The sequence below is a fragment of the Paracoccus liaowanqingii genome (assembly GCF_004683865.2).
GTDB classification, from domain to species: Bacteria; Pseudomonadota; Alphaproteobacteria; order Rhodobacterales; family Rhodobacteraceae; genus Paracoccus; species Paracoccus liaowanqingii.
Map to the genome: position 1 here is coordinate 1,872,992 of NZ_CP038439.1, position 13,519 is coordinate 1,886,510.

Here is a 13,519-nt window from a genome sequence, read left to right on the forward strand (position 1 = left end):
TCAGACCAGAATGTCGATGTCGCGGGGCGCGCGCCCCTCGGCCACGGCCTGCAGGTTGTCCATCATCCGCTGCACCGTGGGCGCGAAGCCGTCGGCCGAGATCGCGGCCAGATGCGGGGTCAGGATCACCTGGTCCAGGCCCAGCAGCGGATTGTCGGGGGCGATCGGCTCGACCGAGAAGACATCGACCCCCGCCCCGCGCAGGCGACCCGCGCGGATCGCGTCCGCCAGATCGGCCTCGACCATCACCCCGCCGCGCGCGGCATTGACCAGGATCGCGTCGGGCTTCATCAGCGCCAGCCGCTCGGCGTCGATCAGGTTGCGGGTGCTGTCGTTCAGCTCGCAGTTCAGCGTCACCACGTCCGAGGCTGCCAGCAGGTCGTGCAGCGGGGCAAAGCCTGCCCCGATCCGGGCCTCCTCCTCGGGCGGCAGCGGCTGGCGCTTGGTATACAGGATCCGGCAGCCGAAGCCGCGCAGCATCCCCGCCAGCGCCATGCCGATATGGCCCATGCCGACGATGCCCACCGTCCGCCCGCTGAGCTGCATCGAGGTCGGCCCCAAGGCGCCCTTGGGCCAGTCGCCGCGCAGGATGCCGACATGGCCGCGCACCAGGTTGCGGTTCACCGCCAGGATCAGGCCAAGCGTCGTCTCGGCCACCACCACGGCGTTCGACCCGGTTGTGCGCATCACCCGCACGCCGCGGTCGCGCGCCGCCCCCAGGTCGATGGCGTCATAGCCCACGCCCCATTTGTGCACCGCCCGCAGCCCCGGCACGGCCATCATCGCCGCCGTCACCGGCGCATCGCCGGTGATCGCGAAGGCGGCGCCCTGCAGCGCCTGCATCTGGTCGTCGGCGCTGCGCGAGGGCGCGGCGGTCAGCTGCCAGCCCTCGGGCAGCAGCGACCGCATCCGGTCCAGGCGCGCCGGGTCCGAGGGATCGAGCAGGGCAATGCGGGTCATGGACATCTCCGTGGGGGTCGGTTTTTTTTCGGGGGGGTCAGATCTTGAAGCGGATGCCGGGGCGGGCCAGCCCGCCGCCATGGGCCAGGACCGTGCCGTCCGCGCGCCAGCAGGCGGCGCCGGTCATCATCCTGTCGGGGGCAAAGCCGATGGCGGTCATGCCGCCGCCGATGGTCCGAGGCAGCTGCACCTCGTGGCCCATCGCGCGCAGGGCGTCCCGCATCGGCGCATAGGCGGGCTCCAGTTCCACATGCCCGCCCTGGGTCCACAGGCGCGGGGCCTCGACCGCCTGCTGAAGGCTCATGCCGTGATCGATCAGGTTGACGATCGCCTGCAGGGCCGAGGGAAAGATCCGCACGCCCCCCGGCAGGCCAAGCGCGAAGACCGGCCGCCCGTCCCGCAGCACGATCATCGGCGCCATCGAGGTCGGCACCCGCTTGCCCGGCGCGATGGACAGCGCCAACCCCGGGCGGGGGTCATAGTTCACCATGTAGTTGTTGGGGATGATCCCGGTCCCCGGCACCATGATGCGCGCCCCGAACAGTCCGTTCAGCGTATGGGTGGCGGTGACGATGTTGCCATCGCGGTCGGCCACGGTCACATGGGTGGTGTCGCGGCTTTCGGGGGGCTCGGGCGGCGCCCCCACAGCCCCGCCCCGCGCCCGCAGCCGTCCCTGGCAGTCGGCGGCATAGGCCTTGGAGATGTAGCGCGTCACCGGCACGTCGACGAAGGCCGGATCGCCCGAGGCGGCGCGGCGGTCCTCGAACCCCACGCGGATCACCTCGGCCAGCAGATGCAGCGCGGCGGGGGTGCCGAAGCCCAGGGCGGCCACGTCATGCGCCTCCAGCATGTTCAGCATCTGCACGATATGGACCCCGGACGAGGCCGGGGGCGGCGGGCCCGCGATGGCATGGCCGCGATAGCTGCCGGTGATCGCTTCGCGCTCGATGGCGCGATAGCCCTCCAGATCGGCCAGGGTGACATGGCCCGCATCCGGCCCGCCGGTGGCCAGCCGCTCGACCAGCGCGCGGCCCAAGGCCCCGCCATGCAGCGCCGCGTCGCCCTCGGCCTGCACCAGCCGCAGGCTGTCGGCATAGGCGCCCATCACCATCCGGCTGCCGACCGGGGCCGGGGCACCGCCGGGCAGCATCAGCGCGGCGATCCCCGGATCGGCCGACAGGTCGTCCGCATGCTCGGCCAGCGCGCCGTTCAGATAGGGGCTGACGGCAAAGCCCCGCGCGGCGGCCTGGATCGCGGGCTCGACCACATCGGCCCAAGGCAGGCGGCCATGGCGCTGATGCATCATGTACCAGCCGCGCAGGTTGCCCGGCACCGCCACGGCCGAGGGCCCGACCAGGTTGCGCCGGTCCTGCGTGTCCATGTCGTCAGGCGGCCGGTCCGGAAGGGGCGTGAACATGTCCGCCCGCGCGCCCTGCCCCGCCACCGACAGCGCGTCGATCACCACATGGCGCCCGTCGGCCAGCCGCAGGTGGCTGATCCCGCCCCCGGCGATGCCGACCATCATCGGCTCGACCACGGTCAGCGTCAGCAGCGCGGCCACGGCGGCGTCGATCGCATTGCCTCCCGCGGCCAGCATCGCCGACCCTGCCAGCGAGCCAAGCGGCGCATTGGTCACCACCATCCCGGCATCGCCCAAGGCCGGGCGCTTGTCGCAGGTGAAGGGCAGAGGCACGTCGGAATGGGTCATGAAGCCTGTCCTGTCCGGGAGGCCCGGCCCGACCGAGCCTAGAGACCCGCGCCCGCGCCCACAACCGGGGCCGGGCCTGCCGCGCGCGGCAGGTCCGGCGGTGCCCGAAGGTTCATCAGGTCAGGCGCACGCAGCGGATGGTCTCGGGCCCGAAGCCCCCGCGATCCGGTCAGGCGACCAAGCCCGCGTCGACCAGATGCGCCCTGACTGCCCACCGCGGGGCGCGCAAAAAATCACGGCCCGCACCGGGGTGCAGGCCGTCAGTGTCCGAACATGGAAGGAAGGCGGCCCCGCCCGCCTCAGAACCCGAAGGAGAAGCGGCGCGTGATGCCGAGGCGCAGCGAGGGCTGGTATTCGTCCTGCACGACCGGCGAATCGGCAGCGTCGCCGATCAGCTTGCCATAGCGCACCTCGCCCGACAGGGCGGTGGTGTCGTTCAGGGCATAGCGCGCCTCGAAGGTGATCGCGGCCTCGTTCACGCCGCCGCCGGGGGCGGTGACGGGCAGACCGCTGATCGCGCCTTCCGCAGGGGTCACGCCGAAATAGGTGTCGTTGAACGCGTCGTTGCCATAGCCGACCTCGGCGCCCGACCACAGGGTCACGCGGTCCGACAGCTCGGTGCGGTACTTCGCCCCGACCTCGCCGGTCAGGCCCTCGTGGCCGTCGAAGCCGCGGCGCAGGCTGCCATAGGCGGTGACGGGGCCGGTGGCATAGCTGGCGCGCAGGCCCAGCTCATAGGCGCGGTCGATGTCGTCCAGCCCGGTCAGCGCGGCCTCGTCGCTGCTGTCGCGCGAGCCTACGATGTTGATCGAGGGGGCCAGCGAGAAGCCCTGCGCGGGCGCGGTGCCCACCGGGCCGAAGCCCGCATCTCGGAAGATGAACCAGGGCGCGACCTCGGCCTCTTCGGCGCCGGGATAGGCCGAACCGATCTTGGCGCCCAGGCCCAGGTCGAACGAGAAGACCCGGTCACCCGTCAGGCCGAAATCCTGCGCGGAAACCGGGGCGGCGAAGAGGATGGCGAAGGCCAGGGCGTATTTCATGGGACTGTTCCGGTCAAAGGGCGTGACGGCCATCTAAGGCGCCGATCGGCGGCGCACAACCGCTGCCCTGCAGCATCCGAAACGGTCCGGGCATTTCCGCCACAGCCATTGGGGTCAGGCTTTCTCGGCCGCGTCAAGCTTTTCCAGTGCGCCCATCCACAACTCTTCCGCGAAGGCCAGCGCGCGCACGGCCTCGGCGCGCTTCTTGCCCCATTTCTCGGCCTCGTAGGGATCGTTGTACAGACCCGGATCGGCCAGCTTCTTGTCCAGCTTGCCCATCATCTCGGTCAGCTTCTGGACCCGCTCCTCGGCCTTGCGCACGTCCGACCGCATGGCCAGCACCGCGTCGCGGTTGGGGCGCTTGGGGGCGGCGGGCTTGGGCGCTTCGGGCGATCTCTCGCCCGATTTCTCGGCGGGCACGTCGCCCGACAGAAGGAAGCGGCGGTAATCGTCCAGATCGCCCTCGTAGGGGGCGACCGCGCCGTCCTTGACCAGCCACAGCCGGTCGGCCACCAGCCCCAGCAGGTGCATGTCGTGACTGACCAGCACCACGGCGCCGGTATAGTCGTTCAGCGCCTCGGACAGGGCCTCGCGGCTCTCGATGTCCAGGTGGTTGGTCGGCTCGTCCAGGATCAGCAGATGCGGCGCATCGATGGTCGCCAGCAGCAGCGACAGCCGCGCCTTCTGGCCGCCCGACAGCGCGCGGACCTTGGTCTCGACCTGCGCCTCCATCAGGCCGAAGCCGGCCAGGCGGGCGCGCTGGCGGGCCTGCATCTCGTTGGGGCGCACGGCGCGGATGTGATCCAGCGGCGTGTCGTCCAGCGACAATTCGTCCACCTGATGCTGGGCGAAATAGCCGACCCGCAGCTTGTTCGAGGAGGTCACCTTGCCCGTCATCGGCGCCAGCCGGTTGGCCAGCAGCTTCGACAGCGTCGACTTGCCCTGCCCGTTGCGGCCCAGAAGCGCGATCCGGTCATCCTGGTCTATCCGCAGCCCAAGGCGCGACAGCACCGCGCGGTCGCCATAACCGACCGAGACGGCCTCCATCGCGACGATGGGCGGCGACAGTTCCTCAGGCTGGGGAAAGCTGAAGCGGAAGAACTTGGCCTCTTCTGGCGCGGTGATCGGCTCCATCTTGGCCAGCGCCTTGACGCGGGCCTGCGCCTGGCGGGCCTTGCTGGCCTTGGCGCCGAAACGGTCCACGAAGCTTTGCAGATGCGCGCGGCGCTCGGTCTGCTTCTTGGCCTCGGCGGCCTGCAACGCGCGCTTTTCGGCGCGGATGCGGGTGAAGCTGTCATAGCCGCCGGTATACAGCGTCAGCTTCTTGTCTTCGACATGCAGGATATGGCCGACCGCCCGGTTCAGCAGGCCCCGATCGTGGCTGATGATGATGACCGTGTGCGGATAGCGGGCCAGATAGGTCTCCAGCCACAGCGCGCCTTCCAGATCCAGATAGTTGGTCGGCTCGTCCAGCAGCAGCAGGTCGGGCTGCGCGAACAGCACCCCCGCCAGTGCCACGCGCATCCGCCAGCCGCCCGAGAAATCGCTGGTGGGCCGCTGCTGGTCATTGGTGTCGAAGCCCAGGCCGTCCAGGATCGTCGCAGCCCGCGCCTCGGCCGACCAGGCGTCGATATCGGTCAGCCGGGTCTGGATCTCGGCGATGCGATGGGGGTCGGTGGCGGTGTCGGCCTCGGTCATCAGCGCGTTGCGCTCGGTATCGGCGTCCAGCACCGTGTCCAGCACGGACCGGTCGGTCGCCGCCGATTCCTGCGCCACGCCGCCGATGCGGGCGCGGTTGGGCAGGCTGATGGCGCCGCCATCCAGGCCCAATTCGCCCCGGATCAGCTTGAACAGCGTGGTCTTGCCCGCGCCGTTGGGGCCGACCAGACCGACCTTGTGGCCTTCGGGAACAGAGGCAGAGGCGCCCACGAACAGCGGGCGACCCTGGATGGAGTAATTGATTTCATCGATGCGCAACATGGGGCGCGGCATGGCCCATCACGGCGGGGCCGTCAATGCCCCTCTCCGCAGCCCCCTCCCGCGGCTTGCCATACGTTATGTTATACTGTAACTTCCTCGGACATCGATTTGCCGAGGAACGCCATGACCCAAGACACCCGCCTTCCCGTCACCGTCCTGTCCGGCTTTCTGGGCGCGGGCAAGACGACGCTGCTGAACACGGTCCTGAACAGCCGCGACGGCCTGCGCGTCGCCGTCATCGTCAACGACATGTCGGAGGTGAACATCGACGCCGACCTGATCCGCGCCGAGGGGGGCATGGCCCGCACCCCCGAGACCCTGGTCGAGCTGTCGAACGGCTGCATCTGCTGCACGCTCCGCGAGGATCTGCTGGTCGAGGTCCGCAGCCTGGCCGAAGCCGGGCGCTTCGATTACCTGATGATCGAATCGACCGGCATCAGCGAGCCGCTGCCCGTCGCCACCACCTTCGAATTCGCAGATGCGGACGGCGTCAGCCTGTCCGACGTGGCGCGGCTGGACACGATGGTGACGGTCGTCGACGCGGTGAACCTGACGGCCGATTTCTCCAGCCACGACTTCCTGGCCGACCGGGGCGAGGTCATGGGCGATCAGGACGACCGCACGCTGGTCGACCTGCTGACCGACCAGATCGAGTTCGCCGACGTGATCGTGCTGAACAAATGCGCCGATGCCGGGCCCGCCCGCGTGGATGCCGCGCGCAAGATCATCCGCGCGCTGAATGCCGATGCCCGCATCATCCAGACCGACCACGGCCGCGTCGCGCCCCGCGACATCCTGAACACCGGCCTGTTCGACTTTGACCGCGCCCATACCCATCCGATGTGGGCCAAGGAGCTTTACGGTTTCGCCGACCACACCCCCGAGACCGAGGAATACGGCATCGCCTCCTTCGTCTACCGCGCCCGTGCGCCCTTCGAGCCGCGCAAGATCTTCGAACTGCTGAACGGCCCCCTGCCCGGCGTGATCCGCGCCAAGGGCCATTTCTGGATCGCGACGCGCCCCGATTGGGTGGCCGAGTTCTCGCTGGCGGGCGCCCTCTCCTCGGTCCGGCCCCTGGGCCAGTGGTGGGCGGCGGTGCCCCGCGACCGCTGGCCCACCCATCCGCAGGGCCGCGCCCATCTGGACGGCCACTGCGCCGAGCCCTATGGCGACCGGCGCCAGGAGCTGGTCTTCATCGGCGCCGGCATGGACGAGGACCGCCTGCGCGCCCGGCTGGACGCCTGCCTTCTGGGCGAGGAATGGGGCGAGGCGCCGCAGGGCTGGGCCGGCCTGCCCGATCCCTTCCCCGCCTGGCGCCGCGCCGAGGCCGCCGCATGAGCACGCGGTCGGACCCGCGCCCCGCCACGGCGGTCAACAGCGCCCCCGATCCGCGCGTCCTGGCGACGCTGGCCATGCCCGGCGTGGCGGTGGCGCTGTGGCACCGCAGGCCCGACCCGGCCTTCCAGGCCTGGCTGGACGCGCTGCCCGGATGCCGCCTGCCGCAGTTGCGCCGCGTGCTGCGCCTGCGGGATGCATCCGCCGCCCTGGCCGCGGCCTGCGACGACCGCGGCCTGCCCCCCGGCCCGCATCGCGACGCGCTGATCGACCAGATCGCCACGTTGACCGACCAGGCCGCCCGCCATCTGGGCGCGCTGCTGGTCACCCTGCGCGTCGAGGCCGGCGCCGGCCAGTCCTGCCCGAAATGGCATCTCGATGCCGTCCGCGCCCGGCTGCTCTGCACCCTGCGCGGCGCCGGCACGCAGTTCGGCCCGGCCACGGGCGAGGCCCGGGTCGACCACCCCCAGCAGATGCCCACCGGGGCCGCCGCGCTGTTCCGGGGCCGCAACTGGGGCAACCAGCCCCCGGGGATCCTGCACCGCTCGCCGCCCGCGCAGCCGGGCCTCACGCGCCTGCTGGTCGTCGTCGATCCGGTGGACGAGGTCGCCGCATGATAGGCGCCGCCTGCCCCTCGCGCCCGGCGCGCTGCGGCAATCTGGGCCGCACATCGCAGCGCCAGCGCCGCCGCAGCCGCGACCCGATGGCGGCCTATGACGCCCTGCCCGCGCCCCTGCGCCGCTGGCTGGCGGGCGCGGCCCTGCCTTGGTCACCCGCCTCCTGCCTGCGCCTCTGGCAGCGGCTGCGCGCCAAGGGCGCCTCCGAGGCGCAGGCCCTCGCCGCGCTGGACCGGGCCGAGGCCAAGGCGCTGCGGCGCGAGGCGACGGCACCGCTGCACGACGCGCCACCCCGCCCGCCTCTGGCAGAAGCCCCCCGGGCTGCCTAGGTTCAGGGCCAACGCGTTCTTTCGAAAGGCCCCCCCCATGCATGCCGTCACCCATGACCGCTTCGGCGATCCCGCCGAGGTCCTGCAGACCACCCCGACCGACCGCCCCGTCCCCCAGGAGGGCGAACTGCTGATCCGCGTGATCCTGTCGCCGATCCACAACCACGACCTCTGGACCATCCGCGGCAGCTACGGCACCAAGCCGCCTTTGCCCGCCATCGCCGGCAGCGAGGCCGTGGGCATCGTCGAGGCCACCGGCCCCGGCGTCGATCCGGCCCTGCAGGGCCGCCGCGTGGCCGTCGCCGGGCTGAAGGGCTCCTGGGCCGAATATGCCATCGCGGCAGCCGAGGGCGCGATCCCGGTCCCCGACGAGATGCCCGACGAGGCTGCGGCCCAGCTGATCGCCATGCCCTTCAGCGCCATCACCCTGCTGGAATTCCTGCATGTCGAACGTGGGGACTGGGTCATCCAGACCGCCGCGAACGGCGCGGTGGGCAAGATCATGGCGGTCCTCGCGCAGTCGCGCGGCATCCGCCTGCTGAACCTCGTGCGCCGCCCCGAGGCGGCCGAGGAGCTGGCCGCGCTCGGCATGACCGACATCGTCTCGACCAACGATCCCGACTGGATCGCCAAGGCCCACGCCATCCTGGGCGAGGACGGCGCCCGCGCGGCGGTCGATTCCGTCGGCGGCCCGATCGCGGCCGGCCTCGTCGACCTTCTGGGCACCGAGGGCCTTCTGGTCACTTTCGGCTCGATGACCGGCGACGACCTGCAGCTGCCCGCCGGTCCGATCATCTTCAAGCACTTGACGGTCAAGGGCTTCTGGGGCGCCCGCGTGATGCCGCAGACCCCGGCCGAGGATCGCCAGCGCATGTTCGGCGAACTGATCGGTCTGGTGATGGACGGCGCGCTGAAGCTGCCCTCGGGCGGCACCTTCGGCCTGGACCAGCCCGCCGAGGCCGTCACCGCCGCCCTGACCCCGGGGCGCGAGGGCAAGATCATGTTCCGCCCCTGACCCCTCTTCCCAAGCGACCGACCCCCGCGTGCCCCGGCGTGCGGAGGTCACCCCCCCTCACCCCAGCCCGGTCTCGCGCAGGTAATGCCGCACCGCCTCGGCCACATGCCGGAAGCGGTCGCCGCCCAGATGCTTGCCCCCATACCAGCGGGTGACCACGACCACATGCCCCTCCAGCCCGGCGCGCTCCAGCATCTGCGCGATCAGCTGCCCCGCCCCGCTCTCGCCGTCGTCATCCTTGACCGCCGCGCCGTCCAGAACCACCGCCCAACTGTGATGGGTGGCCTTGGCAAAGCGCTTGACCCCGCGCAGCTCGGCCAGCAGCGCCGCGACCTCGGCCCGGCTGGCCACCGCCCCGCCCGAGACCGCATAGCGCGATCCCCGGTCCGAAATGATCCTGTCAAAGACCTGCACGCGCCCTCCTGCAGCGGTCCGCAACTATCCCGGGGGGAGGCGCCGCAGGCGACGGGGGGCAGCGCCCCCTTCCGTCCGAGCCTGCCTCAGCGGCGCCGGACATACAGCTCCAGCCGGTGATGGACGATCTCGTATCCCATCTCGGCGGCGATCTCGGCCTGCAGCCGCTCGATCCGCTCGTCGGTGAACTCCATGACCGCGCCGCTGTCCAGGTCGATCATGTGATCGTGGTGGCGCTGGTCGGCGGCCTCCCAGCGGGCGGGCTCGCCCTGGAATTCCAGCTTCTCGATCACCCCCTGCGCGCGCAGGGTCGTCAGCGTGCGATAGACGGTGGCCAGCGACACGCCCGCCCCGGCGGTCACCGCCCGGCCATGCAGCTCGGCCGCATCGGGATGATCCTCGGCAGCGGCGATCACCCGCAGCAGGGCCGCGCGCTGCCGCGTGACCCGCACGCCCGCATCCCGCAGCGCCTGTTCCAACCTGTCCGCCCGTCGCTCGCCCATGCGCGCCATCCTGCCGCAACCGCCCTCCAGTTGCAACTCGTTCGCAGCTCTTGACAGTTGCGAACGATTCGCAGAAAACGAACCAACCAAGGAGCCTCCATGATCCGCGCGCTGTCCGTCCTTCTGACCCTCCTGCCCCTTGCCGCCCGGGCCGAGACCCTGACCGTCGCGACCAGCTTCACCGTGATCGCGGACATGGCCCGGAACGTGGGCGGCGATCTGGCCAGCGTGCAGTCCATCACCCCCCCGGGGGCCGAGATCCACGGCTACCAGCCCAGCCCCCGCGACATCATCGGCATCGCCGAGGCCGATCTGGTGCTGGTCAACGGGCTCAATCTGGACGCCTGGGCCAACCAGTTCCTCGACCGGCTGGACGACGTGCCGATCGTCACCGTCAGCGAGGGGATCGAGCCGCTGCCGATCACCGGCGGCGACTATGACGGCCTGCCCAACCCGCATGGCTGGATGGCCCTGACCTCGGCGCTGATCTATGTCGACAACATCGCCCGGGCGATGGCCGAGGCCGATCCCGACAACGCGCAGGGCTACCAGGCCAACGCGGACGCCTACAAGGACCGCATCGCCGGGGTCATCGGCCCGCTGCGCGACCGTGCCCTGGCCCTGCCCGAGGATCGCCGCTTCCTCGTCACCTCCGAGGGCGCCTTCTCCTATCTCGCCCGCGACTTCGGCCTGACCGAGATGTTCCTCTGGCCCATCAACGCGGAAGGCCAGGGGACGCCCCAGCAGGTGCGCGGCCTGATCGACGCGATGCGCGAGACGGGCGCCCCGGTGATCTTCTCGGAAAGCACCGTCTCGGACCGCCCGGCCCGCAGCATCGCCGCCGAGACAGGCGCGGACTATGGCGGCATCCTCTATGTCGACAGCCTGTCCGAGGCCGACGGCCCGGTGCCCACCTATCTGGACCTGCTGCGCGTGACCTCCGAAACAATCCTCGACAGCCTCGAAGATGAATGACACCCCCGGCATCGAGGTCGCCCAACTGACCGTCGCCTATCGCAACGGCCATACCGCCCTGAAGGACGCCGCTTTCACGGTCCCGCAGGGCTCGGTCACGGCCCTCGTGGGCGTGAACGGCGCGGGCAAGTCGACGCTCTTCAAGGCGCTGATGGACCTGCTGCCCCATGCCGCGGGCCATGTCCGCATCCTGGACCTGCCGGTGCGCAAGGCCCTGTCGCAGAACCTCGTGGCCTATGTCCCCCAGGCCGAGGAGGTCGACTGGACCTTCCCCGTCCTCGTCGAGGATGTGGTGATGATGGGCCGCTACGGCCATATGGGCTTCCTGCGCCGCGCGCGCGCCGCCGACCGCCAGGCCGTCACCGACGCCCTCTCCCGCGTGGGCCTGACCGATTTCCGCCGCCGCCAGATCGGGGAACTGTCCGGCGGCCAGAAGAAGCGCGTCTTCCTGGCCCGGGCGCTGGCGCAGGAGGCCCGCGTGATCCTGCTGGACGAACCCTTCACCGGCGTCGACGTGCAGACCGAACAGACGATCATCACGCTCCTGCGCCAGATGCGCGACGAGGGGCGGGTGATGCTGGTCTCGACCCACGACCTGGGCGCGGTGCCCGAATATTGCGACCGCGTCGTGCTGGTCAAGGGCACGGTCCTGGCCTCGGGACCGACCGCCACCACCTTCACCCCCGCGAACCTGCGCCTGGCCTTCGGCGGCACGCTGCGCCACTTCATGCTGGGCGGCACCGACCTGCATGACGATGCCGACCGCCGCGCCGTCGACGTCTTCACCGATGACGAACGCCCGCTGGTCTTCTACGACGACCGCCACCGCAAGGCCGTCCCCGGCACGGACGACCGCCCATGACCCCTTCATCTTGGCGGAAATATCCCACGGGGGTGCGGGGGTGTGACACCCCCGCGCGCGGCGCCCGATGATCGAGCTCGCCCTCACCCCCTTCACCTACGGCTACATGGCGACCGCGATCTGGGTCTCGGCGCTGGTGGGCGGCGTCTGCGCCTTCCTCTCGGCCTATCTCATGCTCAAGGGCTGGAGCCTGATCGGCGACGCCCTCTCCCATTCCATCGTCCCGGGCGTGGCGGGGGCCTACATGCTGGGCCTGCCCTTCGCACTCGGCGCCTTCCTGTCGGGGGGGCTGGCCGCGCTGGCCATGCTGTTCCTCGGCACCCGCACGGGGCTCAAGCAGGACGCGATCATCGGGCTGATCTTCACCGGCTTCTTCGGCATCGGCCTGTTCATGGTCTCGCTCAACCCGGTCGCGGTGGACCTGCAGGCGATCACCATGGGCAACATCCTGGCCATCGCGCCGGGCGACGTGATCCAGCTGGTGCTGATCTCGGGCATCTCGCTGACCATCCTCCTGCTGAAATGGCGCGACCTGATGGTCGTCTTCTTCGACGAGACGCATGCCCGCACCATCGGCCTGCATCCGAACCGCCTCAAGGCGCTGTTCTTCACCCTGCTGGCCGCCTCGACCGTGGCGGCGATGCAGACCGTGGGGGCCTTCCTGGTCATCGCGCTGGTCGTCACGCCGGGCGCCACCGCCTATCTGCTGACCGACCGCTTCGCGCGGCTGATCCTGATCTCGGTCACCATCGGCACGCTCACCTCGGCCATCGGCGCCTATGCCAGCTTCTTCCTGGACGGCGCGACCGGGGGCATCATCGTGACGCTGCAGACGCTGATCTTCCTCGCAGCCTTCGTCTTCGCCCCCACCCACGGGCTGCGCGCCGCGCGTGCCCGCGCCCGCGCCGCGATGGGAGGGGGGGCATGAACGGCCTCCTCCTGCCCTTCACCTTTCCGGTCATGGCCGATGCCGCGCTGATCGCGGTGATCGTGGCCATCCCCGCGGCGCTGCTCAGCTGCTTTCTGGTCCTCAAGGGCTGGGCGCTGATGGGCGACGGGATCAGCCACGCGGTGCTGCCGGGCATCGTGCTGGCCTATGCGATGGGCCTGCCCCTGCTGGTCGGCGCCTTCGCGGCGGGCATGATCTGCGCCCTCTCGGCGGGCTGGCTGGACGAGAACAGCCGCATCAAGCCCGACACGGCGCTTGGCGTCGTCATGGCGGGGATGTTCGCCTTCGGCCTGATCCTCTTCACCCTCTTTCCGCCCGGCGTGCATCTGGACCATATCCTCTTCGGCAACATCTTGGGGATCGGCCCGCAGGACTTCGCCCAGGCCCTGCCCATCGCCTTGGCCGTCACCGGCGCGCTGATCCTGAAATGGCGCGACTTCGCGCTCCTGGCCTTCGACCCGGTGCAGGCGCGGGTCTCGGGGCTCAGGGTGGGCTGGCTGCATTACGGGATGCTGGCGATGATCGCCGCCTCGGTGGTGGCGATGCTGTCGGCGGTGGGGATCATCCTGGCCGTGGGCCTGCTGATCGCGCCCGGCGCCATCGCCTTCCTGCTGACCCGGCGGCTGGCCCTGATGATGGGGCTGGCCACGGCCATCGCGGTCGCCAGCAGCCTTTCGGGCATCTGGGCCAGCTTCTGGCTGGACAGCGCCCCCGCCCCCACCATCATCGTCATCCTGACCGGCGTCTTCATCCTGGCCTTCACCTGGCGCCAGATCGCCCCGCGCCACTGACCCCTTCCCTGCGCGGCCCGATCATGCCAGCATGTTACCGC

The 13,519-nt window shown here is 70.6% G+C and carries 14 protein-coding genes; 8 read left to right on the forward strand and 6 right to left on the reverse strand.

The genetic code is table 11. The features are described from left to right. The 4 genes from E4191_RS09090 to E4191_RS09105 all read right to left on the reverse strand — a co-directional run bounded on the left by E4191_RS09090 (position 1) and on the right by E4191_RS09105 (position 5,688). A complete protein-coding gene (locus tag E4191_RS09090) occupies positions 1 to 960 on the reverse strand; it encodes a 2-hydroxyacid dehydrogenase (protein ID WP_228461197.1) in 960 nt (319 codons plus the stop codon). A 37-nt stretch (positions 961 to 997) separates the two neighbouring features. After that, a complete protein-coding gene (gene ggt / locus E4191_RS09095; RefSeq protein ID WP_135313135.1) occupies positions 998 to 2,668 on the reverse strand; it encodes a gamma-glutamyltransferase in 1,671 nt (556 codons plus the stop codon). A gap of 299 nt (positions 2,669 to 2,967) precedes the next feature. Continuing rightward, entirely contained in the window at positions 2,968 to 3,708 is a 741-nt protein-coding gene (locus E4191_RS09100) for a MipA/OmpV family protein (protein WP_176562676.1), read from the reverse strand. Between the two features lie 114 nt (positions 3,709 to 3,822). Beyond that, positions 3,823 to 5,688 (reverse strand): ABC-F family ATP-binding cassette domain-containing protein, encoded by a 1,866-nt coding sequence (locus E4191_RS09105; protein WP_135313137.1) that lies wholly within the window; start codon positions 5,686 to 5,688, stop codon positions 3,823 to 3,825. Positions 5,689 to 5,811: 123 nt separating this feature from the next. On the opposite strand from E4191_RS09105, the gene E4191_RS09110 reads away from it, so the two are divergent. Genes E4191_RS09110 through E4191_RS09125 form a run of 4 tightly spaced genes read left to right on the forward strand, consistent with a single transcriptional unit; the run spans position 5,812 to position 8,984 of the window. After that, positions 5,812 to 7,026: a GTP-binding protein gene (locus tag E4191_RS09110; RefSeq protein ID WP_135313138.1), complete on the forward strand. Its 1,215-nt coding sequence runs from the start codon at positions 5,812 to 5,814 to the stop codon at positions 7,024 to 7,026. Continuing rightward, the gene (locus E4191_RS09115) at positions 7,023 to 7,640 is read left to right on the forward strand and encodes a DUF1826 domain-containing protein (protein ID WP_176562677.1); all 618 of its coding nucleotides are present in this window, start codon (positions 7,023 to 7,025) and stop codon (positions 7,638 to 7,640) included. The genes E4191_RS09110 and E4191_RS09115 overlap by 4 nt, the downstream gene beginning before the upstream one ends. Next, complete coding sequence (locus E4191_RS09120; RefSeq protein ID WP_228461199.1) at positions 7,637 to 7,969, forward strand: DUF6525 family protein; 333 nt, start codon at positions 7,637 to 7,639, stop codon at positions 7,967 to 7,969. The genes E4191_RS09115 and E4191_RS09120 overlap by 4 nt, the downstream gene beginning before the upstream one ends. A gap of 37 nt (positions 7,970 to 8,006) precedes the next feature. Then, positions 8,007 to 8,984, forward strand: coding sequence for a zinc-binding dehydrogenase (locus E4191_RS09125; protein ID WP_135313140.1), 978 nt, complete (start codon positions 8,007 to 8,009; stop codon positions 8,982 to 8,984). Positions 8,985 to 9,041: 57 nt separating this feature from the next. Here E4191_RS09125 and E4191_RS09130 read toward each other — a convergent pair whose 3' ends face one another. Both E4191_RS09130 and E4191_RS09135 read right to left on the reverse strand, forming a co-directional pair. Continuing rightward, complete coding sequence (locus tag E4191_RS09130) at positions 9,042 to 9,398, reverse strand: YigZ family protein (protein ID WP_135313141.1); 357 nt, start codon at positions 9,396 to 9,398, stop codon at positions 9,042 to 9,044. Between the two features lie 86 nt (positions 9,399 to 9,484). Continuing rightward, positions 9,485 to 9,901, reverse strand: a complete 417-nt coding sequence (locus E4191_RS09135; protein WP_135313142.1) for a Fur family transcriptional regulator — start codon at positions 9,899 to 9,901, stop codon at positions 9,485 to 9,487. A gap of 99 nt (positions 9,902 to 10,000) precedes the next feature. Between E4191_RS09135 and E4191_RS09140 the strand changes: the two genes are divergently transcribed. From E4191_RS09140 to E4191_RS09155, 4 genes are all read left to right on the forward strand, one after another. Then, positions 10,001 to 10,876 carry a metal ABC transporter substrate-binding protein gene (locus E4191_RS09140; protein ID WP_135313143.1) on the forward strand — a complete coding sequence of 292 codons (876 nt, stop codon included), beginning with the start codon at positions 10,001 to 10,003 and terminating at the stop codon, positions 10,874 to 10,876. Then, on the forward strand, positions 10,869 to 11,738 hold the full coding sequence (locus E4191_RS09145; RefSeq protein WP_135313144.1) for a manganese/iron ABC transporter ATP-binding protein: 870 nt from the start codon (positions 10,869 to 10,871) through the stop codon (positions 11,736 to 11,738). Before E4191_RS09140 ends, E4191_RS09145 begins: the two co-directional genes overlap by 8 nt. A gap of 67 nt (positions 11,739 to 11,805) precedes the next feature. Continuing rightward, positions 11,806 to 12,666, forward strand: coding sequence for a metal ABC transporter permease (locus E4191_RS09150; protein WP_135313145.1), 861 nt, complete (start codon positions 11,806 to 11,808; stop codon positions 12,664 to 12,666). Further along, complete coding sequence (locus E4191_RS09155) at positions 12,663 to 13,478, forward strand: metal ABC transporter permease (protein WP_135313146.1); 816 nt, start codon at positions 12,663 to 12,665, stop codon at positions 13,476 to 13,478. The genes E4191_RS09150 and E4191_RS09155 overlap by 4 nt, the downstream gene beginning before the upstream one ends. Positions 13,479 to 13,519 lie beyond the last annotated feature (41 nt).